The organism is Nocardioides sp. WJ219 (genome assembly GCF_058559815.1).
This window is the reverse complement of sequence record NZ_JBZUJV010000009.1, coordinates 23,547-45,869: the sequence shown is the minus strand read 5'-3', so window position 1 is coordinate 45,869 and position 22,323 is coordinate 23,547. Positions and strand designations below refer to the sequence as shown.

Annotated in this window: 17 protein-coding genes, 1 pseudogene and 1 riboswitch; of the genes and pseudogenes, 5 read left to right on the top strand and 13 right to left on the bottom strand. The window is 73.7% G+C overall.

The window, feature by feature from the left end:
- Positions 1 to 20: 20 nt before the first annotated feature.
- From AC4MBH_RS18435 to AC4MBH_RS18420, 4 genes are all read right to left on the bottom strand, one after another.
- Positions 21 to 1,259, bottom strand: a complete 1,239-nt coding sequence (locus AC4MBH_RS18435; protein ID WP_491796754.1) for an MFS transporter — start codon at positions 1,257 to 1,259, stop codon at positions 21 to 23.
- 221 nt (positions 1,260 to 1,480) lie between these two features.
- Positions 1,481 to 3,037 carry a bifunctional phosphoribosylaminoimidazolecarboxamide formyltransferase/IMP cyclohydrolase gene (gene purH / locus AC4MBH_RS18430; RefSeq protein ID WP_491796752.1) on the bottom strand — a complete coding sequence of 519 codons (1,557 nt, stop codon included), beginning with the start codon at positions 3,035 to 3,037 and terminating at the stop codon, positions 1,481 to 1,483.
- Between the two features lie 20 nt (positions 3,038 to 3,057).
- A riboswitch (ZMP/ZTP riboswitch) is annotated at positions 3,058 to 3,135 on the bottom strand.
- A 6-nt stretch (positions 3,136 to 3,141) separates the two neighbouring features.
- Positions 3,142 to 3,750, bottom strand: coding sequence for a phosphoribosylglycinamide formyltransferase (gene purN / locus AC4MBH_RS18425; protein WP_491796750.1), 609 nt, complete (start codon positions 3,748 to 3,750; stop codon positions 3,142 to 3,144).
- A gap of 33 nt (positions 3,751 to 3,783) precedes the next feature.
- Positions 3,784 to 4,974 (bottom strand): MFS transporter, encoded by a 1,191-nt coding sequence (locus AC4MBH_RS18420; protein ID WP_491796748.1) that lies wholly within the window; start codon positions 4,972 to 4,974, stop codon positions 3,784 to 3,786.
- A 135-nt stretch (positions 4,975 to 5,109) separates the two neighbouring features.
- On the opposite strand from AC4MBH_RS18420, the gene AC4MBH_RS18415 reads away from it, so the two are divergent.
- Entirely contained in the window at positions 5,110 to 5,973 is an 864-nt protein-coding gene (locus tag AC4MBH_RS18415; RefSeq protein WP_491796747.1) for a helix-turn-helix transcriptional regulator, read from the top strand.
- Here the strand turns inward: AC4MBH_RS18415 and AC4MBH_RS18410 are convergent.
- A complete protein-coding gene (locus tag AC4MBH_RS18410) occupies positions 5,957 to 7,252 on the bottom strand; it encodes a cell division protein PerM (RefSeq protein WP_491796746.1) in 1,296 nt (431 codons plus the stop codon). The two genes, AC4MBH_RS18415 and AC4MBH_RS18410, sit on opposite strands and share 17 nt — an antisense overlap.
- Before the next feature lie 102 nt (positions 7,253 to 7,354).
- Between AC4MBH_RS18410 and AC4MBH_RS18405 the strand changes: the two genes are divergently transcribed.
- The gene (locus AC4MBH_RS18405; protein ID WP_491796744.1) at positions 7,355 to 9,241 is read left to right on the top strand and encodes a hypothetical protein; all 1,887 of its coding nucleotides are present in this window, start codon (positions 7,355 to 7,357) and stop codon (positions 9,239 to 9,241) included.
- 2 nt (positions 9,242 to 9,243) lie between these two features.
- Here the strand turns inward: AC4MBH_RS18405 and AC4MBH_RS18400 are convergent, their stop codons facing one another.
- The 3 genes from AC4MBH_RS18400 to sucC form a co-directional block, all read right to left on the bottom strand.
- Positions 9,244 to 10,794 (bottom strand): DNA methyltransferase, encoded by a 1,551-nt coding sequence (locus AC4MBH_RS18400; protein ID WP_491796742.1) that lies wholly within the window; start codon positions 10,792 to 10,794, stop codon positions 9,244 to 9,246.
- Between the two features lie 109 nt (positions 10,795 to 10,903).
- Positions 10,904 to 11,797, bottom strand: a complete 894-nt coding sequence (gene sucD, locus AC4MBH_RS18395) for a succinate--CoA ligase subunit alpha (RefSeq protein ID WP_491796740.1) — start codon at positions 11,795 to 11,797, stop codon at positions 10,904 to 10,906.
- Between the two features lies 1 nt (position 11,798).
- Positions 11,799 to 12,971 (bottom strand): ADP-forming succinate--CoA ligase subunit beta, encoded by a 1,173-nt coding sequence (sucC, locus tag AC4MBH_RS18390; protein WP_491796738.1) that lies wholly within the window; start codon positions 12,969 to 12,971, stop codon positions 11,799 to 11,801.
- 304 nt (positions 12,972 to 13,275) lie between these two features.
- On the opposite strand from sucC, the gene AC4MBH_RS18385 reads away from it, so the two are divergent.
- The 3 genes and pseudogenes from AC4MBH_RS18385 to AC4MBH_RS18375 all read left to right on the top strand — a co-directional run bounded on the left by AC4MBH_RS18385 (position 13,276) and on the right by AC4MBH_RS18375 (position 16,180).
- Complete coding sequence (locus AC4MBH_RS18385) at positions 13,276 to 14,268, top strand: M23 family metallopeptidase (protein ID WP_491796736.1); 993 nt, start codon at positions 13,276 to 13,278, stop codon at positions 14,266 to 14,268.
- Positions 14,269 to 15,071: 803 nt separating this feature from the next.
- Positions 15,072 to 15,533 (top strand): annotated as a pseudogene (locus AC4MBH_RS18380) (IS110 family transposase); the annotation flags it as partial.
- Positions 15,534 to 15,676: 143 nt separating this feature from the next.
- Positions 15,677 to 16,180 (top strand): transposase, encoded by a 504-nt coding sequence (locus AC4MBH_RS18375; RefSeq protein ID WP_491797064.1) that lies wholly within the window; start codon positions 15,677 to 15,679, stop codon positions 16,178 to 16,180.
- Between the two features lie 247 nt (positions 16,181 to 16,427).
- Here AC4MBH_RS18375 and pcrA read toward each other — a convergent pair whose 3' ends face one another.
- The 5 genes from pcrA to AC4MBH_RS18350 form a co-directional block, all read right to left on the bottom strand.
- Positions 16,428 to 18,866, bottom strand: coding sequence for a DNA helicase PcrA (gene pcrA / locus AC4MBH_RS18370; RefSeq protein WP_491796734.1), 2,439 nt, complete (start codon positions 18,864 to 18,866; stop codon positions 16,428 to 16,430).
- Between the two features lie 107 nt (positions 18,867 to 18,973).
- Complete coding sequence (locus tag AC4MBH_RS18365; RefSeq protein ID WP_491796732.1) at positions 18,974 to 19,333, bottom strand: hypothetical protein; 360 nt, start codon at positions 19,331 to 19,333, stop codon at positions 18,974 to 18,976.
- Positions 19,334 to 19,358: 25 nt separating this feature from the next.
- Positions 19,359 to 20,279, bottom strand: coding sequence for a M15 family metallopeptidase (locus AC4MBH_RS18360; RefSeq protein ID WP_491796730.1), 921 nt, complete (start codon positions 20,277 to 20,279; stop codon positions 19,359 to 19,361).
- The gene (locus tag AC4MBH_RS18355) at positions 20,276 to 20,956 is read right to left on the bottom strand and encodes a LuxR C-terminal-related transcriptional regulator (RefSeq protein WP_491796729.1); all 681 of its coding nucleotides are present in this window, start codon (positions 20,954 to 20,956) and stop codon (positions 20,276 to 20,278) included. The genes AC4MBH_RS18360 and AC4MBH_RS18355 overlap by 4 nt, the downstream gene beginning before the upstream one ends.
- Positions 20,953 to 22,224 (bottom strand): ATP-binding protein, encoded by a 1,272-nt coding sequence (locus AC4MBH_RS18350; protein WP_491796727.1) that lies wholly within the window; start codon positions 22,222 to 22,224, stop codon positions 20,953 to 20,955. Before AC4MBH_RS18350 ends, AC4MBH_RS18355 begins: the two co-directional genes overlap by 4 nt.
- Between the last annotated feature and the right edge of the window lie 99 nt (positions 22,225 to 22,323).

The following is a 22,323-nucleotide window of genomic DNA, read 5'->3' as shown; positions in this document are numbered from 1 at the left end:
AGTCTAGGGACGCATCGCGCTCAGGCGCCGACGGGCGCTCCGACCTTCTCCAGGTGCCGCTCGGCCGACCGCGCGGCCGGGTGCGCGACCGCCGCCGCCGTGACGGCGATGACCGCGATCACCGCCCACCCCGGCGCTCCCCACTCGAGGGCGAGGAACGTGAACAGCGCCGGGAAGACGATCGACTCGACCTGGTGGCCCATCCCCCACACGCCCTGGTAGTCGCCCAGCCGCCGGTGGTCGGACAGCTCGGCCACCAGGCCCCAGCCGGCCGCCGACTGCCACAGCTCCGCACCCGTGATCGTCACGTGGCCGACCCAGATCAGCACGATCGAGATCCAGCCCGCGGTCTCGTGGGTGATGCTGATGACCAGGCAGGACAGCACGAACGCCCACCCCGACCAGCGCACCGCGCGCAGCGCCCCCGGCACCGTCTCCGAGCCCCGCGAGGCCCGCACCTGGAGCAGCACCGCGAGCACCGTGTTGGTGCCGAACAGCCACGCCAGCAGCTCCTGGGGCGCGTCGGTGCGCTCGACCAGCCACAGCGGCACGACGACGTTGAGCAGCACCTGGTTGGACCCGAGGACCCCGTTGCAGACGGCCAGCACGACGAAGCCACGGTTGCGCCACGCCGCCGGGCCGGCCTGCTCGAGCGGGCCCCGGACCTTCGGCGCGCGGGCGATCTGCGGCAGGAACGCGACCATCACCGCGTTGAGCACCAGCAGCCCACCGGTGACCAGCGGGACGGCGATGATCGCCTCGCGGGTGCCGATCCCGAGCGCCACACCTCCGGCGCCGGCGCCCAGGGTGTAGCCGACGTTGCGCGCCGAGCGCATGTAGGCCATCGCCCGCACCCGGGTCTCCCGCGGGAACACCGCGATCCGGTAGACCTCGCGGGCCGAACGCGCCGCCGTCTCGACCGAGGCCAGCACCGCCAGCATCACCACGAACGCGGCGAACGACCCGATCGCGGGCCAGACGAAGTAGAGCCCGGCCTCGACCAGCGAGGCGACCACCCACAGCAGCTTGGCGCCCACCTGGTCGGCGAGCCGGCCCAGCGGCACCGACAGCAGCAGGCTGACCCCCGCGGCCACCGACATCCCGAGCCCGACCTGCGCGCCCGTCAGCCCCACGATCTGGGTGAAGAACACCGCCGTCCCGGTGAGGAACGACCCCGTCGCGAACGCCGACAGCACGCACTGGAGCGCCAGGTCGCGCTCCAGCCTGGTCGGCGGCAGGATCCCGGTCAGCAGCGCCACGGCGGTGATTGTCCCCCACCGCCACGCTGGTCGAGCCGCGGGGACGGAGCCACCGCGAGTCGAGACCCGACGAGCCGCCGCGCCCACCGCCAGGGTGACGGTCGGCGCGGATCCTCACCGGGTCTCGACGCGCTCGCACGGCCTCGTTCCTCGGCCGTGTCGCTTGCTCGACCTTCGCTCGCGACGCGGGTCCGCTCGTTCCTCGCGGACCCGCTGCTCGCTCAGTGCGCGAAGTGGCGAGTCCCGGTGAAGTACATCGTCACGCCGGCGGCCTCGGCGGCCTTGATCGTCAGCTCGTCGCGCTTGGACCCGCCGGGCTGGACGATGGCGGCGACGCCGGCGTCGAGGAGGATCTGCGGGCCGTCCTCGAACGGGAAGAACGCATCGGAGGCGGCGGCGGCGCCGACGGCCCGCTCCCCCGCCCGCGAGACGGCGAGGCGGCAGGAGTCGACGCGGTTGACCTGGCCCATGCCGACGCCGACCGACGCGCCGTCCTTGGCGAGCAGGATCGCGTTGGACTTGGCCGCGCGCACGGCGCGCCAGGCGAAGGCGAGGTCGTCGAGCAGCTCGGGCGAGGCGGCGGTGCCGGTGGCGAGCGTCCAGGTGCTCGGGTCGTCACCCTCGGCGTCGATCGCGTCGCGGTGCTGCACCAGCAGGCCGCCCGAGACCGGGCGGGTCTCGACGCCGCCGCGCGACGGCGCCTCGCACACCAGGATCCGGATGTTCTTCTTGCGGGCGAGCACGTCCACCGCACCGTCGTCGTACGCCGGCGCCACGATCACCTCGGTGAACACCTCGGCCACCTGCTCGGCCATCGCCACGCTCACCGGGCGGTTGGTGGCGATCACGCCACCGAACGCGGAGACCGGGTCGCACTCGTGGGCGCGCCGGTGCGCCTCGGCGACGTCGGCGCCGACGGCGATCCCGCACGGGTTGGCGTGCTTGACGACGGCGACCGCCGGCTCGTCGAAGTCGTACGCCGCCCGCCGCGCGGCGTCGGTGTCGAGGTAGTTGTTGTAGGACATCTCCTTGCCGTGCAGCTGCTCGGCCTGCGCGAGGCCGGTGCCGGCGCCGCCGACGTAGAGGGCGGCGGGCTGGTGGGGGTTCTCGCCGTAGCGCAGCGACGACGCCTTGGTCCACGTGGCGCCGACCCAGGCGGGGAACCCGTCGCCGCCGGAGGTGTCGGTGAGCACGTTGCCCATCCAGGAGGCGACCGCGACGTCGTAGGTGGCGGTGTGCACGAACGCGTCGGCGGCGAGCCGCTGGCGCTGGGCCAGCGTGAACCCGCCGGCCGCCACGGCGCCCAGCACGTCGTCGTACGACGCGGGCGAGGTGACGACGGCGACCGAGGGGTGGTTCTTGGCGGCGGCGCGCACCATCGAGGGTCCGCCGATGTCGATCTGCTCGACGCACTCGTCGGGCGCGGCGCCGGAGGCGACGGTCTGGGTGAACGGGTAGAGGTTGACCACGACGAGGTCGAAGGGCTCGACCTCGAGGTCGGCGAGCTGCTGGACGTGGGTCTCGAGGCGCCGGTCGGCCAGGATGCCGGCGTGCACCCGCGGGTGCAGGGTCTTGACCCGGCCGTCGAGGCACTCGGGGAAGCCGGTGAGCTCCTCGACCCGGGTGACCGGCAGGCCGAGGCCCTCGATCAGGGCGGCCGAGCCGCCGGTCGAGACGAGCGCGACGCCGGCGTCGTGCAGGCCGCGGACGAGCGGCTCGAGGCCGGTCTTGTCGTAGACCGAGACGAGGGCGCGGCGGACGGGGATCTGGTCGGGCATCGGGGTCTCCTGTGTGGGCCGTCGGCCACCCAGGCGGGCGATGGCCGACCAGTTCACTCCCTGGTGGTCACCCACCTGCGCCAGTCGTGTCGGTGGACCGAACCCTACCGGCCGTAGCGGACGTGCCGACCCTCGACGGTGAACCCCTCGCGGGCCATCCGGCCGACCGCGGCGACGAGCATCGTCCGCTCGGCGACCTTGATCCGCTCGTGCAGGGTCTCGACGGTGTCGTCGTCCTCGACGGGCACCGCGGCCTGGGCGACGATCTGCCCGGTGTCGACGCCGGCGTCGACGACGAACAGCGTCGCGCCGGTGACCTTGACGCCGTAGGCGAGCGCGTCGGCGGGCCCCCGCATGCCGGGGAACGACGGCGACAGGGCGGGGTGCGTGTTGACGACCCGACCGCCGTGCTCGGCGAGGAACGCCGCGCCGACCAGCTTCATGAACCCCGCGAGCACCAACAGGTCAGGCCGGTGCCGGGCGACCTCGCGGGCCAGCTCGGCGTCCCACTCCTCGCGGGAGCCGAAGTCCCCGACCCGGCGCACGAACGTCGGGACGCCGGCCCGCTCGGCGCGCGCCAGCCCCTCGATCCCGGGCCGGTCGGCGCCGACCGCGACCACCTCGGCGCCGTACGCCGGGTCGGCGCAGGCGTCGAGCAGGGCCTGCAGGTTGGTGCCGCCACCGGAGACGAGGACGACGAGTCGCGCGGGCACGCGCCGCAGACTAGGCCCCCGGCGGCCCCGGCATCAGTCCCGGGTGCGCAGGACCGTGAGCACCGCGGCACCCACGACGGCCGCCATGCCGCCCACCAGCAGCGGCACCTCGGCGCCGACCTCGTCGACGAGGATCCCCCCGACGACGGCGCCGAGGGCGATGGCGATGTTGCAGACCGTGACGATGAGGCCCCCGACCTGCTCCAGGCGGTCGGGCTCGGTCCGGGCTCCCCAGCTCAGCACCGTCGTCGGGATGCCGCCGAAGCCCAGGCCCCACAGCACGACGGCGAGGAACAGGCCCACGGTCGACCCGCCCACGACGAACGCGGCGAGCATCCCGGTGCCCAGCAGGACGGGGAACGCGAACATGCCCACCCGCGCCGCCCGGTCGGCCAGCGGGCCGGCGGCCGCCGTACCGACGAGGTTGGCCAGGCCGAACGCGAGCAGCAGCACCGCGAAGCCGCCTGCGCCGATGTCCGACATGCTCTCGGCGGCGGGCCGGATGTAGGTGAACCCGCTGAAGTGGCCGGCGAAGACCAGCAGCACGGCGGACAACCCGGCCAGCACGACACCCGACCGGAGGACCGCCCCGAGCGCCCGGAGACCGTCGGTCGCGGCCGGGGTGACGCTCGGCAGCGTCGCCGCCTGCACGAGGAGCGCGACCAGGGCGACGCCGGCGCCGAGCACGAAGACCCCCCGCCAGCCCCAGACGTCGCCCAGCCACGCACCCAGCGGGACGGCGGCGACCGTGGCGAGCGCGACGCCGGAGTTGACCACCGTCAGCGCGCGTCCGAGGTGGTCGGGGGCCACGAGGTGCGCGGCCATCGCGGTGGCCATCGCCCAGAACCCGCCGAGCGCCACCCCGAGCAGCAGCCGCCCCGGCAGGAGCACGTAGAGGTTCGGCGCCAGTGCGACGAGCAGGTTGGACACGACGGCGAGCAGGGTGAGGCCGATCATCACCCGCCGGCGGTCGGCGCGCGGCAGGACCACCGAGATCAGCAGGGCCGAGACGGCGGCGGCGAACGCGGTCACGCTGACCGCCTGACCGGCCGCGCCGGTCGACACCTCGAGGTCGCCGGCGATCCCGGAGAGCAGGGACGCCGGCAGGAACTCCGCCATCACGATGGCGAAGATCCCGAGGCCGAGGGAGAGGACGCCGGCCCACGAGCTCGGGGCGTCCGGGGCCGCGACGTCGGTGGACGCGGGCGTGGTCGTGGTGGTCAAGGTGCGGTCCTCTGGTGGTCGGTGACGGTGCCTCAGCGACGCTAGGCACGCCCGCCGGACCCACCCAGAGCCCTGCCGAGCAGGGGGTGCGGGAGAGCCCCCTCTCCCCACGCCGGGCCGACCTACGATGAGGAGGTGAGCGAGAAGCCGAACGCCCTGGGCGCGTTCCTCAAGGCCAGGCGTGCCCTGGTGACGCCCGAGCAGGCCGGGATCCCCGAGGTGGGGGTACGACGCGTCCCCGGCCTGCGGCGCGAGGAGGTCGCGATGCTGGCCGGCATCAGCGCGGACTACTACCTGCGACTGGAGCGCGGGCGCGACCGCCACCCGTCGGTGCAGGTGCTCGAGTCGATCGCCCGCGTGCTGCAGCTCGACGACGAGCACCTGGCCCACCTGCTGACGCTGGTCGCCGACGTCCCCCGCAGGCGCCGGCCCCGGCCGCGCAAGGAGGTCGTCCCGCCCGGCGCGCTCGCGCTGCTGGACTCCCTGGTCCAGCCGGCCTTCATCGAGGGGCGGTACTTCGACATCCTTGCCGCCAACGACCTCGCCCGGGCCGTCTCGCCGGGACTCGTCGCCGGGGGCAACCAGCTGCGGGACTTCTTCCTCGACCCCGAGGAGCAGAGGCTCTACCCGGACTGGGAGTCGATGACCGAGTGCTTCATCGCCAACCTGCGCCAGGCCGTCGGCACCGACATCGACGACCCGCGCTTCATCGAGCTCACCGGCGAGCTCTCGCTGGCCAGCGACACCTTCCGGAGGCAGTGGGCCCGCCACGAGATCCGCGGGCAGCGCGGGACCCCCGTCCGGTTGAACCACCCACAGGTCGGCGAGCTGGTCCTCAACCGCGAGCGGCTGGGCATCGACGGCGCCGACGGCATCAAGATCGTCGTCTTCCACCCCGTGCCCGGGTCCAGCGACGCCGACAAGCTGGCCCTCCTGGCCTCAGCGGGTCTCCCCACCCAGGACGACCGACGAGTCGACCGGGTCACGCCTCGAGGGTGACCTCGACCGGCATCGCGCGCCGCTGCCACCAGGTGACGACGATCCCGCCGAGCAGCCCGCCGATCCCGAACGACGTGACGGCGTGCAGCAGCACGTCGAAGGCGTACGGCGCCACGTCGGCCATCCGGCCCGGCCCGACCGCGCCCCCGGCGAGGGTGGCGCCCAGGCCGAACAGCACCCCGGCCGCGACGCCGCCGGCGATGCCGCGCACCGCACCCTCGACGTAGTAGGTGGTCGGCCACACCCACTGCGACCACACCGCGGCGGCGAAGGCGACCAGCGGCGGCAGCAGCACCAGCCAGGCGGTCCACCCCGGCGTCGCGCCGTCGTCGGGCAGCGCGGCCAACGCCGGGAACGCCGGGAGGGGACCCAGCACCACGGCACCGGGGGTGACGAGGGTGCCGGTGCCGACGGTGAAGCCGGGGCCGAGGAGGTAGGAGCCGCTGAAGACCACGGCGTTGGGCAGCACGAGCACGGTGACCAGCACGACCAGCGCGATCGCGCCGCCCCCGCCGCCGAGCTGGCCCATGACGTTGGCCGCGGTGGAGAAGTCGAGCGCGAGCGCCACCACGAACGCCACCAGGGAGACCGCGGCCCACAGCAGCAGGGTCCGGCGGACCACGAGGGCCACCGCGCGCACGGTCGAGGGCAGTGCCGACGTCCAGATCGCGGCCCGGCCCGACCCGGCGGCGATCGCGGGCAGGCCGGCGGCCAGGCAGAGCAGGAGCGACCACACCACCACCCGGGGCACGCTGGGGTCGGTCGCCGGGGTCGCGGCGAGGGTGGCGGCGGCCACGGCGGTGACGACGTAGCCCGTGGCGAAGAGCAGCGTGGCGAGCGGGACGACCAGGTCGCGCTGGCCGTCGGCGATGCCGACGGCGTCCGGTCCGTGCCCGGACACCGAGGCACCGACCCGCTGGGCGGTGCGCCAGATCGCCCAGGCGCACAGCAGGGTGAGGCCGAGCGGCATGGCCGTCACCGCGACGCCCTCGACGCGCACGCCCGAGCCGTGGCCCATCAGCCAGGCCAGCGCCCCGACCCGGAGGCCGCCGCGAGGAGCGCCGTGCGCTCCCCCGTCGGTGAGGTACCACCCGACCACGCCCGTCGCCAGGCACACGAGCAGCGTCGCCGCGGCCGCGGCGGCGCCGCCGAGCGTGGCGAGCAGGACCAGGGGACGGCGGGTGGCGAGGTCGTGACGGACCTGGTCGCCGGACGGGCTGGTCGATCGGCTGGTCGATCGGCTGGGCGATCGGTGGGGAGGCGGCAGCAGGGACGTCATGGCCCGTCCATCGTGGCCCGCCGGGGCGGCGTACCGGCGCTGCCACGCCGGGTCCCGTCGACTCGGGCGCGGGGCCCCCCGTCGTCTACCGTGGGCGCCGCGATGAGAGAGCCCGACGAGTTCGACGCCTTCTACAAGGACGCCCGCGAACGCCTGCTCGCGCAGACGTACGCCGTGACCGGCGACCTCGCGGCGTCGCGGCGGGCCGTGCGCGACGCGTTCGTGGTGGCCTGGCACCACTGGCGCAAGCTCTCGCGGCACGACCGTCCCGAGGACGTCGTCCGCCCCCACGCGTGGCGGCTGGCCCAGCGGCGGCACACGGCCCGGGTCTGGCACCGCGAGAAGGACATCCCCGACTCGGTCCGGGCCACCCTCGACGCGCTCGGCACGCTGTCGCCGGCGCAGCGCCGAGCCCTGGTCCTCACCCAGCTCGCGGCCGTGTCGATGGACGGCATGGCGCGCGAGGTCGGGCTGCCGCTGGAGCGCGCCGAGCGAGAGCTGCAGTCGGGCTCGGCGGCGCTGGCGCTCGCACTCGACACCGAGACGGTCGCGCTGCGCGCCGTCTTCGAGGAGCTGTCGGCCTCGGTCGCGGGGCGCGGCCGCTGGCCCCGGGCCTCGATCGTGCGGCGCTCGGGCGCGGCACGGCGCCGCAGCCACACCGCGCTGGGCGCGGTCGGCGTGGTCACCGCGCTGGTGGTCAGCGGCGCGCTGGTCACCGACACCGCCGGCGTCCGCCCGACCCTCGACGCGGCGTCCCACCGCGCCCCGGCCGAGGCCGACCCGCCCCGCACCCCCGAGCCCAGCGACCCCACCAGCGCGCCGGTGTCCGTGACGCTCCCGGAGTCGACGCTCCTGGTCGCCGAGGACCTCGGGACGCACTACCCGGGCGACCGCTGGTCGCAGGTCCGCACCGGCGACAACAGTGCCGGCAACGGGCTGGTCGTGCCCTGCCAGCAGCAGCGGTACGCCGACCCGCGCGGCGAGGCGACCCTGGTGCGCTACTTCGAGGGCGAGGGCGAGGGCGAGGGCCCGGTGGCGACCGCCGTCCAGCTCACCGAGGCCTCGCGCAACCAGCGCGCCGGCCGGCGCACGTTCACCACCACCGCCGCCTGGCTGGCCGGCTGCACCGAGTCGCGCGTGCAGCTGCTCGGCACCCGCACCCCGGAGTCGGTCGGCGACGAGGCGGTGCAGCTGGTGCTGCGCAGCTGGGCGCGGCCGGTCACGACGTACGTCGTCAGCGTGGCGCGCACCGGCACCTTCACCACCACGACCGCGCTCCGCCTCCCCGGCGACGACACCCCCGACCGGGAGGCCGCGGCGGCGCTCCTGGCCGAGGCCGTCACCGGGCTCTGCGCCGAGCCCGGCGCCGGCGCCTGCGCCCCCGCGCAGCCGGAGGTCACCGACCGCGTCCCGCTGCCGGCGGGCGAGCGGCCGGCACTGGTCTCCGAGATCGACCTGCCGCCGGTCACCGGCGTCGACCAGCCGTGGGTCGGCACCAAGCCGCGGCCGCCCACGACCAACCCCGCGGCCACGGTGTGCGACCGCACGTCGTTCGCCGAGCCGTTCGACGGCGGCCGCTTCACCCGCAGCGCCACCCGGACCTTCCTGGTGCCCGGCGCCGCGCTCCCCCGCGAGTTCGGGCTCGACGAGACGGTCGGCGCCCTGACCGGACAGCGCGCCGAGGCGCTGGTGGCGCAGGTGCGCGACGAGCTCGGCTCCTGCCCCGACCGCGAGCCCAACGTCGAGGTCGACGAGCTGCTCCGCCGCGACGACCGCGGCGGCTCGATCACCGTGTGGCGCCTCGACGTCCGGGTCACCGACGCCCGCTCGGTGGTCTACTTCATGGCGTTCCTGCGCGTCGGCACCGGCGTGGCCCAGCTCGGCTTCGTGCCGGGTCCCGAGGCCACCTTCGCCGACGGCGCGTTCCTCGCGCTGGCCGAGCGGGCTCGGGCGCGACTGTCCGAGCTGCCGCCCCCGGTCGGGCGCTGAGGTCAGGCCCCGGCCGGCTCCCGGACCCAGGTCACGACGCTGACCCGCGTCCCGTCGGACCCCGGCCACGCCTGGTCGGGGACGGTGCTGGTGACCACCCCGCCCCGTTCGACGACGTGGGCGAGCTCCGCGGCGAGGGCGGTGGGGCCGACGAACCCCGCGACCCCACCGGGACGCAGGTGGTCGGCGGCGAGCCGGTACCAGTCGGTGGGCTGCAGCGGCGGGTGGCCGATGACGCAGTCGACCTCGGGCCAGGGGTCGCGCAGCGCGTCGGCGCACACCAGGCCGGGAAGGGCGGGCAGCGGGAGCGACGGCTCGGCGTCGCCGTACAGGCCGGTCATCTGGGCGTGGGCCATCCACAGCACGACCCGGGCCGTCTCGACCGCACACGGGTCGAGGTCGAGGCCGTGCAGGTTGGCCACCGGGTAGAACGGCTCGGGTCCCGCGGGGACCGGCTCACCGGTCGACCCCGCGAGCCGCCGGATGACGAGCTTGAGCTCGCGCTCGAGGCCGCGCAGCTCGCGGTAGGCGACGTAGAGGAAGTTGCCGCACCCGCACGCGGGGTCGAGCACGGTGAACCGGCACAGCTCGTCGAGCAGGTCGCGCGCCTGCTGCGGCGTGGTGGTCGCCTCGATCCGCTCGCGCCACGGGCGCAGGACCGCGGGGCCCACGACCTTGAGGATGTCGAGCTCGTGGGTGTGGTGGGCGCTGATGTCGCGCGCGTCCGACGAGCGCAGGACGTCGACGAGGAGCGACCCGAGGATGGCCGGGTTGACCCGTCGCCAGTCGTAGGTGCAGGCGGTCACCAGCAGGTCGAGCTCGGCGCGGGTGAGCCCGAGCTCCGCGACGTCCGTGAACAGCCCGCCGCCCACCTGGTCGTCGAGGCCGGCGAAGAACCCCGCGAGCGCCGCGCCCGACCGCTCGGGGTCGATCCGCACGTCGCGGACGACGTGCTCGAACGGGTAGTCGGGCAGGACCCGGATGTCCTCGGCGAACAGGCACCACACCGAGCGGAGCGTGAACCGCCGGATCTCCCCCAGGGGCGCGGCCGACCGCGCGACCAGCGCCGAGTACAGCTGGGCCGTCGTGTCCGCCGCGCGCCGGGTCAGGTCGCGGAAGTGCTCGAGGAAGACCGGCTCGGCGCCCGGTCCGGCCAGGAACGCCAGGGCGTCGTACCGGTCGGGCAGCTGGCCGAGGGTGAACCGCGCCACCGGCTCCTCGACCGAGGTGCGCTGGTCCCAGACGACGAGCTCGCCGAACGTGCAGACCACGACGTACGGCGCCGCCAGGCGACCTGGCTCGTGCGGGCGGGTCGGGTCGAGGCCGCGGTGGGGCCGCTTCATCTCGACCAGGCACGACCCCGGCCACACCAGGTCGACGTACCCGCCCTCGCGGACGTCGAGCGTCGCGCCGACGGCCTGCCGGTCGGTGCCGTAGCAGTCGAGCAGCTCGTCGAGGAACCGCTCCGCGTCGGCGACCTCCGACCCCCCGAACCCGGCCCACCGGGCCGCGAACGCTCGCAGGGACAGCTGGATCTCCTCGCCGCTGCGCACGGGGAGCACCCTAGTCCGCGCTGACCCGTCGCAACGATGCGACGGGTCAGCGCCGAAATCACGTCGACCCGTCGCAACGATGCGACGGGTCGACGTGCGGGCGGGTGGGTCAGAGGTCCTGGAGGATCTCCCGCATCAGGGCGGCGGTCTCGGACGGCGTCTTGCCGACCTTGACGCCGACGGCCTCGAGGGCCTCCTTCTTGGCGGCCGCGGTGCCCGAGGAGCCCGAGACGATGGCGCCGGCGTGGCCCATGGTCTTGCCCTCGGGGGCCGTGAAGCCCGCGACGTAGCCGACGACCGGCTTGGTCACGTGGTCCTTGATGTACGTCGCTGCCCGCTCCTCGGCGTCGCCGCCGATCTCGCCGATCATCACGATCGCCTTGGTCTCCGGGTCGGCCTCGAACGCCGCGAGGGCGTCGATGTGCGTCGTCCCGACGATCGGGTCGCCGCCGATGCCGATCGCGGTGGAGAAGCCGAAGTCCTTGAGCTCGTACATCATCTGGTAGGTCAGCGTGCCGGACTTGGAGACCAGGCCGATCGGGCCCTTGCCGGCGATCGTGTGCGGCGTGATCCCGGCCAGTGACTCCTCGGGCGTGATGATGCCCGGGCAGTTGGGGCCGATCATCCGGGTGCCGGCCGTGTTGGCCTCGCTCTGGAGGTAGGACCAGACCTCGGCGGTGTCCTGGACCGGGACGCCCTCGGTGATCACCACGAGCAGGCCGATGCCGGCGTCGATGGCCTCGAGGCAGGCGGCCTTGGTGAACGCCGGCGGCACGAAGGCGACCGACACGTCGGCGCCGGTCTCCTTCATCGCCTCCTCGACGGAGCCGAAGACCGGCAGCTCGCTGCCGTTGAGCTCGACCGTGGTGCCGGCCTTGCGGGCGTTGACACCGCCGACGATGTTGCTGCCGGCCTGGAGCATCAGGGTGGTGTGCTTGGAGCCCATCCCCCCGGTGATGCCCTGGACGATGATCTTGCTGTCCTTGTTGAGGTAGATCGACATGTCACTTACCACCGTTCGCGAGCTCGGCGGCCTTGTCGGCCGCGCCGTCCATCGTGTCGACCTGCGTCACGAGCGGGTGGTCCAGCTCGTCGAGGATCGCGCGGCCCTGCTCGACGTTGTTGCCGTCCAGGCGCACCACGAGGGGCTTGGTGGCGGAGTCGCCGAGGATCTCCAGGGCGCCCTTGATGCCGTTGGCGACCTCGTCGCAGGCGGTGATGCCGCCGAAGACGTTGACGAAGACGCTCTTGACCTGCTCGTCGTTGAGGATCACGTCGAGACCGTCGGCCATCACCTTGGCGTTGGCGCCGCCGCCGATGTCGAGGAAGTTGGCCGGCTTGACGCCGCCGTGGTCCTCCCCGGCGTACGCGACGACGTCGAGGGTCGACATGACCAGGCCCGCGCCGTTGCCGATGATGCCGACCTGGCCGTCGAGCTTGACGTAGTTGAGGCCCTTGGCCTTGGCCTTGGCCTCCAGCGGGTCGGTCTCGTCCTTGATCTCGAACGCCTCGTGCTCGGGGTGCCGCACCTCCGAGGCGCTGTCGTCGAGCGAGACCTTGCCGTCGAGCGCCTCCAGCTTGTCGCCGGCCAGTCGCGCGAGCGGGTTGACCTCGACGAGGGTGGCGTCCTCCTCGACGAAGACCGTGAAGAGCTGCTCGATCATCGTCACGGCCTGCTCGAAGACGGGCTCGGGGAACCCGGCCTCGGTCGCGATCTCGCGGGCCTTGGCGGCGTCGACGCCCGTGCCGGGGTCGATCGGGATCTGCTTGACGGCGTCCGGGTTGGTCTTGGCGACCTCCTCGATCTCCACGCCGCCCTCGACCGAGGCGATGCAGAGGTAGCGGCGGTTGGCGCGGTCGAGCAGGAAGGAGAAGTAGTACTCCTCCTCCGGCGGCGTCGCCGGCGTGACCAGCACGCGGTTGACGGGCAGGCCCTTGATCTCGAGGTCGAGGATCGCGGTGGCGTGCTCGAAGGCCTCGTCGGCGGTCTTGGCGAGCTTGACGCCGCCGGCCTTGCCGCGGCCACCCGCCTTCACCTGCGCCTTGACGACGGTGACGCCGCCCATCTCCTCGGCCGCGGCCTTGGCGGCCTCGGCGGTCTCGACGACGACCCCGAGGGTCGTGGTCACGCCGTGCTTGGCGAAGAGCTCCTTCGCCTGGTACTCCATCAGGTCCACTGGTCCACCATGTCTCTCGGTGTGTCTCGGTGTCGCTCGGGCCCTGCGCCAACGGACGCGCTCGCGCAAGGGGATTTCCTCGCCGCACCCTAGTCCCGCATCACGGTGTCATGTCGTCGAGGTCCGCCCCGCCGCCCCCGCGGCGTCCCGTCGTCCACCGGGTCGTGGCGAAGGATTACCAGGGTGGTCACCCATCCGTTACAGTCGGCCGGGTTGCCGCGGCCCCCCGTGTGGGTGGTTTAGACCGGGCAGCACCTCGAGCAGCACCAGCGCCCATCCCCGAGCACCGGAGTCCACTGCACCCATGGGAAATCACCGAGCGGAACGCCGCGGCCCGCGCCGCCGACCCTCGGAGACCCGGACGGATCCGTCGTACGCCGGTCGTCGCGTCGCCCCGGAGCAGATCAGCCCCGTCGTCCCGGAGCCGGTGCTCCTGGCCGCGCCCGTCGCTGCCGCTGTCGCTGACCTCGACCGCACCTCCGAGCTGCCCCTCGCGACCGCCGCCGCTCCCGGCCGGCGCAAGGCCGTCAAGCACGTCGGCTCCCGCGGTCCGCTGTTCCGCGGGGTGCCGTCGGCGCCCGTCCTGCTCGGCGTCGCGACGATGGCGGTCGCCGTCGGAGGCGTCCTGGCCGCGCCCAGCACGCCGACCACCCCGGCCGCCCTCACCGGCGGCGCGGGCATCAACGACGTCCGCCCGGCCACCGCCCTCAACGGCTCGGGCGGCATCGCCACGGTCGGCGACCTGCGCGACGACGTCAGCCGCAGCTCCGACCGCCAGGCGCTCGCCCAGGCCACCGGCGACGACCTCGTCGCCGCGGCCGAGGCGCAGGCCGAGGAGCGCAACGCCGCGCTCGGCCAGCTCGCCGCCCAGGCGGAGGAGCAGGCGGCGAAGATCAAGGAGAACCGCTGGTACCTCCCGCTGAGCCCGTCGATCATCACGGCCACCTACGGTCAGTACGGGCTGTGGGCCAACTACCACACCGGTCTCGACTTCAACGGCGAGAACGGCGACCCGATCCACTCGATCGCCAACGGCACCGTGACCTTCGTCGGCTACGACGGCGCCTACGGCAACAAGACCGTCGTCACCCTCGAGGACGGCACCGAGCTCTGGTACTGCCACCAGACCTCCACCTACGTCTCCGTCGGTGACGTCGTCTCCGGCAACGAGGTGATCGGCACCGTCGGGTCCACCGGCAACGTCACCGGCTCCCACCTGCACGTCGAGGTCCGCCCCGGCGGCGGCGACCCCGTCGACCCGTACGCCGCGTTCGTGGTGCACGGCGTCACCCCCTGACCTCCGGGTAGCAGCGCGGAGCGGCCGACCGCAGTGACGACGTCACTGCGGGTCGAGACCCCCGCAGGGTGCCTGCTCTCGCCGGGTCTCGACTCGGCCAGCGTGGGTCCGACGGTGGTCGAGCCGCGGGGACGAAGTCTCCGCGAGTCGAGACCCCCGCAGGGTGCCTACCTCACCGGGTCTCGACTCGGGCTCGCTGGCGCTCGCCCGGCTCGACCAGCGTGAGCCACCGACGGTGGTCGAGCCGCGGGGACGAAGTCTCTGCGAGTCGAGACCCCCGCAGGTTCATCGCCTCGCCGGGTCTCGACTCGGGCTCGCTGGCGCTCGCCCGGCTCGACCAGCGTGGATCGCCGACGGTGGTCGAGCCGCGGGGACGAAGTCTCCGCGAGTCGATACCCCCGCAGGGCGCGCACCTCGCCGGGTCTCGACTCGGGCTCGCTGGCGCTCGCCCGGCTCGACCAGCGTCGGTCACCGACCGGTCCGTCGTAGGACGCCCGATCACCGCGGTGGTCGAGCCGCGGGGACGAAGTCTCCGCGAGTCGAGACTGTGAGTCTTCCCTTAGCCCTACCGATGGTGGTGGGGTTGGGGTGGCAGTCGTGGTTGTGACTCCAGTCGAGACTGGCGTGATGCCTTGCTCGGGACTTGTCCGGTCGCGGCTGCCGGCCCCGGTCCGCGACGGAGTGCTGGCCTGATCAGGAGCTTGACCGTCTGGCGTTGGCGCGCCGTTCGTGTCTCATCACAGTCCTGCTGATGCTCCGCCGGGACCGGAACCGTCCACCACGTCCCGGTTCAAGGAGAACGCATGACCAGTGTGATGAACCTGTCCGAGGTTGTCGACATCGTCATCGGTGTCGATACCCACGTCGCGACCCATGCCGCGGCCGCGGTCGATGCCAGCACCGGAGGAGTGCTGGCCCAGATCACCGTGACCGCTGATGGCGAGGGCTACGCCGAGCTGGTCGACTTCGCCGACCAGATCGCCACCGACCACGCCGCGCTGCGGGCCTGGGCCATCGAGGGCACCGCCAGCCACGGCCGCGGCCTGGCAGCCCACCTGCACGGCATCGAGGAGTACGTGATCGAGCTCGACCGACCCGAGCGAGCACCACGACGCGGCGGGGAGAAGTCCGACCCCCTCGACGCGATCCGCGCCGCCCGCGAGGCCCTGGCCCGCACCCGGGTCGCCACCCCCCGCGGCGCCGGCCCCGACACCGAGCAAGCAGCCATCCGCCAAGCCCTCGCCACCAGGCTCGCGATCCGCCGCACCGCAGTCCAAGGCGCCGCCGACGCACGCCGCCAGCTGTTCTCCGCGGTCCTCACCGCACCCGAACCCGTCCGGGCCCGCCTACGCGGACTGTCCACCCAGGCCGCGGTCACCAAGCTCACCACCATCCGTGCCACCGCCGCGTGGGCCCAGGCAGACCTCGAGACCGCTCACACCGTGGCCTGCCTGCAGATGTGGGCACGACGGATCAAGGACCTCACCGCCGAGGCCGACCTGCACACCAAGGAGATCAACAAGCTCGTCAAGGCCTGGTCCCCGACCTCCTCCACGAAGTCGGAGTGGGCCCCATCGTCGCCGCAACCGTCCTGTGCGCGTGGGGCTACACCGACCGCATCCACTCCGAGGCCGCCTTCGCCAAGCTCGCCGGCACCAGCCCCATCGAGGCCACCAGCGGCCAGGTCTTCACCCGCCACCGCCTCAACCGCTACGGCGACAGACGCCTCAACTGCGCCCTGCACACCATCACCATCACCCGCCAACGCCAAGACCAAGCCACCCGCGACTACACCGAACGCCGCACCGCCCAAGGCAAGAACCCCCGCGAAATCCGACGCTGCCTCAAGCGCTACACCGCCCGCGACCTCTACCGAATCCTCCAAGCCGGACCACCCACACCAACCCCTTGACACAACATAGGAGCGTCCCCCGCAGGGCGCCCACCTCACCGGGTCTCGACTCGGGCTCGCTGGCGCTCGCCCGGCTCGACCAGCGTGGATTGCCGACGGTGGTCGAGCCGCGGGGACGAAGTCTCCGCGAGTCGAGACCCCCGCAGGGCGCCCACCTCACCGGGTCTCGACTCGGGCTCGACCAGCGGGGGTCGCCGACGGTGGTCGACCCCCGCAGGGTCCACGCCACGACGAGCCGCGCTGGTCGCTACAGCCTCTCGACCGGGGCGTAGCGCAGCAGCAGGCGCTTGACGCCCTCGGAGCCGAAGTCGATCGAGGCGACCGCCTTGTCGCCGGCGCCCTCGACGGCGACCACGGTGCCCATCCCGAAGGAGTCGTGGACCACCCGGTCGCCGGGGTCGAGGCTCGGGATCTCGCGGGCCGGCTTGGCCTTGGCCTTGGCATCGGCGCGGGCGGCGGCCGCGGAGAAGTTGCGGCGGCCGGCCGAGGTCGGCTCGCCGAAGCCGCCCCCGCCGTAGGCCGGTGAGGACGCCGCCAGGTCGGGCCGGCCCCAGCGGGTCTGGGCGGCCTCGGTACGGCGCCAGTCGACGAGGTCGACGGGCATCTCGTCGAGGAAGCGGCTGGCGGGGTTGTGGGACGGCGCGCCCCACGAGGAGCGCACCACGGCCCGGGAGAGGTAGAGGCGCTCGCGGGCGCGGGTGATGCCGACGTAGGCGAGGCGGCGTTCCTCCTCCAGCTCGGGACGGTCGCCGAGCGACCGGGCGTGCGGGAAGACGCCGTCCTCGAGGCCGGTGAGGAAGACGGTCGGGAACTCCAGGCCCTTGGCGGTGTGGAGGGTCATCAGGGTGACCACGCCCTGGCCGCCGTCGTCGTCGGGGATCTGGTCGGTGTCGGCGACCAGGGCCACGCGCTCGAGGAAGTCGGTCAGGCCGGGCGTCACCAGGTCGGCGTCGACGTCGGCCGGGTCGGCGGACGGGCCGGCCACCGGGTCGTCGGAGAACTCGCGGGCCACGGCGACCAGCTCGCCGAGGTTGTCGACGCGGGTGGCGTCCTGCGGGTCGTCGGAGGCCTCCAGCTCGGCGAGGTAGCCGGACTTGTCGAGCACGGTGTCGAGGACGACGTCGGCACGCTCCCCCGCCTCGACCATCGACTGCAGCTCCTCGACGAAGCCCACGAACCCGCGGATGTTGGTCAGCGACCGGGTGGCCAGGCCCGGTGCCTCGTCGGCGCGGCGCAGCGCGTCCCAGAACGTGATGCGCTCGCGCTCGGCAAGCGCGTTGACGCAGGCCACGGCCCGGTCGCCGATGCCGCGCTTGGGCACGTTGAGGATGCGCCGCAGCGAGACGGAGTCGTCGGGGTTGGCCAGCATCCGCAGGTAGGCGAGCGCGTCGCGCACCTCGCGCCGCTCGTAGAAGCGCACCCCGCCGACCACCTTGTAGGGCTGGCCGGTGCGGATGAACACCTCCTCGAAGACGCGCGACTGGGCGTTGGTGCGGTAGAAGACCGCGACGTCGCCGGCGCGTCCGCCCTGGTCGGTCAGCTTGTCGATCTCGTCGCTGACGAACCGGGCCTCGTCGTGCTCGTCGTCGGCGACGTAGCCGACGATCCGGTCGCCGTCACCGGCGTCGGACCACAGGCGCTTGTCCTTGCGGCCCTCGTTGTGCCCGATCACCGCGTTGGCGGCGGTGAGGATGGTCTGGGTGGAGCGGTAGTTCTGCTCCAGCAGGATCGAGGAGGCGTCGGGGAAGTCTTGCTCGAAGTCGAGGATGTTGCGGATGTTGGCGCCGCGGAAGGCGTAGATCGACTGGTCGGCGTCGCCGACGACCATCAGCTCGGCCGGTTCGACGCGCTCGCCCTCGGTGAGCTCAGGGTCATCGGCGCACAGCTGGTGGATCAGCGCGTACTGCGCGTGGTTGGTGTCCTGGTACTCGTCGACCAGCACGTGCCGGAACCGCCGCCGGTAGGTCTCGCGGACCTCCGGGTAGGCCTGCAGCAGGTGAACGGTCATCATGATCAGGTCGTCGAAGTCGAGGGCGTTGGCCTCGCGCAGCCGCCGCTGGTAGAGCGTGTAGGCCGCGGCGTAGGTCTCCTCGATGCCGTTCTTGGCGTCGGCGGCGACCTCCTCGGCGTCGCGCAGCTCGTTCTTGTGGTTGCTCACCCAGTGCAGGACGGGGCCGGGCTGGTAGCGGCGCGGGTCGAGGTCGAGGTCCTTGATCACCAGCGACATCAGCCGCTTCTGGTCCTGGGCGTCGTAGATGGAGAAGCTGGACTTGTAGCCCCGCCCCTCCCGCTCCAGCACGGTGATCTCCTTGCGCAGGATGCGCACGCACGCGGAGTGGAACGTGCTGACCCACATGATCCGGGCGCGCTTGCCGACGAGGTCCTCGACGCGCTCCTTCATCTCGGCGGCCGCCTTGTTGGTGAAGGTGATCGCGAGGATCGAGCCCGGGTGGGCCTTGCGCTCGGAGATCAGCCAGGCGATCCGGCGGGTGAGGACCCGGGTCTTGCCGGACCCGGCGCCCGCGACCACGAGCAGCGGCCGGCCGGCGTGCTGGACAGCGGCCCGCTGGGGCTCGTTGAGGCCCTCCAGCAGCTCGTCGGGGGTCGGTCCGCGGCGCGTCGTGCGGGGCTCCTCGGCCGCGAGCCCCTCGACGCCGAGACCCTCCAGGAATGGTTGTGCGCTCATCTGCGTCCAGCGTACGGCGGACCGCCGACAGGCCGGCGCGGGTGGGGTCGCACGCGGGACCAGACGCGGGACCAGACGCGGGGCCAGACGCGGGGCCGGACGCGGGTTCAGACGCGGTGCGGCGAGGACCAGACCACCGCGACGCACACGTTGAGCACCGAGAGCACGAGCAGGCCCACCCACAACCCCTGCGGGATCGCCTGCTTGCGCGCGTTGGCCATCACCAGCACCAGGAGCACGACGCCGATGACGGTCTTGACCGCGATCTTGGCGTAGTCGAGGGAGAGGTCGAGGCCCTCGAGGACGCCGACGAGGAGCAGCCCGGCGACGACCGCGGTGCCGACGCCGTCGCGCATCGCGGCGTTGACCTTCTTCTCCCCCGGCCCCGCCTGCGCCAGCAGCCCGCCGAACAGCGCGGCGAAGCCGAGGAGGTGCAGGACGAGCAGGACGAGGCGGACGGTCTCCATGGCCGGAGGGTAGTGCTCGGTCTGGTCACCGTCCGGTGGCGGTGAAGTGCTGGTAGTCGAGCAGGGTCGAGAAGTCGCCGCCCCAGGCCCACCCGATCCGGGCGAACTCCCGCACGGCGACGCTGTCGTCGAGCACCATGCCGGGGCGGCGACGGTCGCGGTCGAGGTAGCTGCCGGCCAGCTCGGGCAGCACCAGGTCGTCCTTGAGGTAGGGGTTCTGGAACGGGTTGAGGTCGATGGCCAGACCGTAGGCGTGCGCCGACCAGCCGCTGGTCTGGCCGGTGGTGGGGCGGCACACGTAGGCGCCGGTGTTGTTGCCGTCGCCGGTCGGGGGCAGGTCGAGCTCGGCGAGCGAGGTCAGCCGCATCTCCTCGATCGGGAGGTCGGCGGCGAACAGGGTCCGGAACACCGAGACGACGTCGTCGGCCTCGGCCACGGCCACCACCAGCTCGCCGGTGTGGGCGGCGCCGTCGAACCCGCGGAACGCCACGGTCAGGTAGCGCAGCCCGTCGAGCGGGACCGGGCAGGCGGGCTCCCAGGCCAGCCGGTCGGCGATCGCGGGCGTGACCGGGCCGACGGTCGAGCGCCACCGGTCACCGGGCGGCGCCGGCAGGACGTCGCGGGTGGGGTAGCGACGCTCGCGCAGGGTGGGCGGCGTCGGCCGCACCACGCCGTAGCCGTCGGGGCGCAGGGGCAGCAGGCGCTCCCCGAGCGGCCAGGTCGAGTACGCCGGGGCCGGCGGGGGTGACGGTGACGCGGACGGCGGCGCCGACAGGCTGGCCGACGGTGTCGCCGAGGGTGTCGCCGAGGGTGTCGTCGACGGTGTCGCCGACGGGGCCGAGGGTGACGGCGCCGGTGCGGACGGGTCCGGCGTACCGCACGCGGCCAGCACCAGCACCAGCGCCACCGCCACCGCCGGGAGGGCGACGAGGCGGGGTGGGCTCACAGGAGCCGGCGGTCGGAGGCCCACCGGGTCAGCTCGTGGCGCGAGGAGAGCTGCAGCTTGCGCAGCACCGAGGACATGTGGGTCTCGACGGTCTTGATCGAGATGAACAGCTCCTTGGCGACCTCCTTGTAGGCGTAGCCGCGCGCGATCAGCCGCATCACCTCGCGCTCGCGCTCGGTGAGCCGGTCGAGGTCCTCGTCGACGGCGGCGATCTCGATCGAGCCGGCGAAGGCGTCGAGGACGAAGCCGGCGAGCCGCGGGGAGAACACGGCGTCGCCCTCGGCGACCCGCTTGATGGCGGCGACCAGCTCGGGGCCGGTGATGGTCTTGGTGACGTAGCCGCGGGCGCCGCCGCGGATGGTGCCGATCACGTCCTCGGCCGCGTCGCTGACCGAGAGCGCCAGGAACCGCGGGGCCGCGGTGGCCGCCCACCGCTGGTCGCGGCCGAGCCGGCGCATCACCTCGGCTCCCCCACCGCCGGGCAGGTGCACGTCGAGCAGGACGACGGCCGGGGTGTGCTGCTCGACCGCGCGGACCGCCTCGTCGACGTCGGCGGCCTCGGCGAGCACCGTGACCACCCCGGCGCCGGCGGCCTCGAGCTCGGCCCGCACGCCGCGGCGGAACATCGCGTGGTCGTCGACGACGACGACGGTGACGACCGTGCTGGGGTCGCTCATGACTTCTCCTCGTGGTTTCGCGGCAGGTGGAGCCGCACCTCGGTGCCCTCGCCGGGCTGGGAGCGGACCTCGCCCCGACCGCCGTGGCGCTCCATCCTGTCGACGATGCTCCGGCGGACCCCGTGCCGGTCGTCGGGGACGGCGTCGGGCGCGAACCCGACACCGCGGTCACGGACGAAGACGTCGACGGCCTGGTCGGTGATCTCGGCGTAGACGTCGACGCGGGGTACGCCGGCGTGCTTGGCGGCGTTGGACAGCGACTCGCGGGTCGCCGCGACGACCGGGCGCAGGGCCTCCTCGAACGCGGTGTCCCCGACGGTGACGACGTCGACCGAGACGCCGTGGCCGTCCTCGATCTCGGCGGCGACGCCGCGCAGCGCGTTGGCCACGCTCGACTCGTCGGTGGCGTCGGTGGCGAACAGCCACGCCCGCAGGTCGCGCTCCTGGGCCCGGGCCAACCGGGCCACGGTGGCCTGGTCGCCGGCGTTCTTCTGGATCAGCGCGAGGGTCTGCAGCACCGAGTCGTGCAGGTGGGCGGCGACGTCGGCGCGGTCCTGGGTGCGGACCCGCTCGGCGCGCTCGTCGGAGAGCTCGGAGGCCAGGCGCCAGACCCAGGGACCGGCCACCACGCCGAGGGCGACCACGGCGAGGCCGCCGGCGATCACGGCCCCCCGCGCCTGGCGGAACGAGCCGTCGTCGAAGCCGAGGATGAACAGCGCCGACAGCAGCAGGACCAGCCCGAGCGCCACCCGGGCGTACGACGCCCAACCACCCGCGCCGAAGACGATCCGCACCGGGTCGACCCGGCCGTCGGTGTCGAACCACCGCTCGCGCTGCGCCTCGTCGGCCTGGCGCCACAGCAGCCCCACGCCCACGACGGCGATCGCCACCGGCCACAGGATGAAGCCCCTGCCGACGACGGCCTCGGTGGTGAGGAGCGCGGCGATCCCGAGGGCGCCGAGCACGATCGTCGGGCCGGCGTCACTGAGCCGGCGGCGCACCCGGGGACGACGGCCGCCGCGGCTCGCGCTCTCCAGGCCGGGCGCCTCGTGGGCGAACCCCGGGCCGGCCGGCAGCAGCACCCAGAACGCGGCGTACACGACCAGGCCGAAGCCGCCGAGCGCGGCGGCGACCACGAACCCCGCCCGCACCCACACCACCGGCGCCGCCACGTGCTGGGCCAGACCGGCGGCCACGCCACCGATGATCGGCTCGTGGAGGTCGCGGTGGGCGCGCCGGACGGGCCGGGCGGCGGGCAGGGTGGTCATCTCCCATCCATCGTCACACAGCGAGCGGGGCCTCCCCATGAGGTACGACCCCGGCTCGACCCCGAGCCCGACCCCGGTCTGGTGCGGCAGGATCAGGGG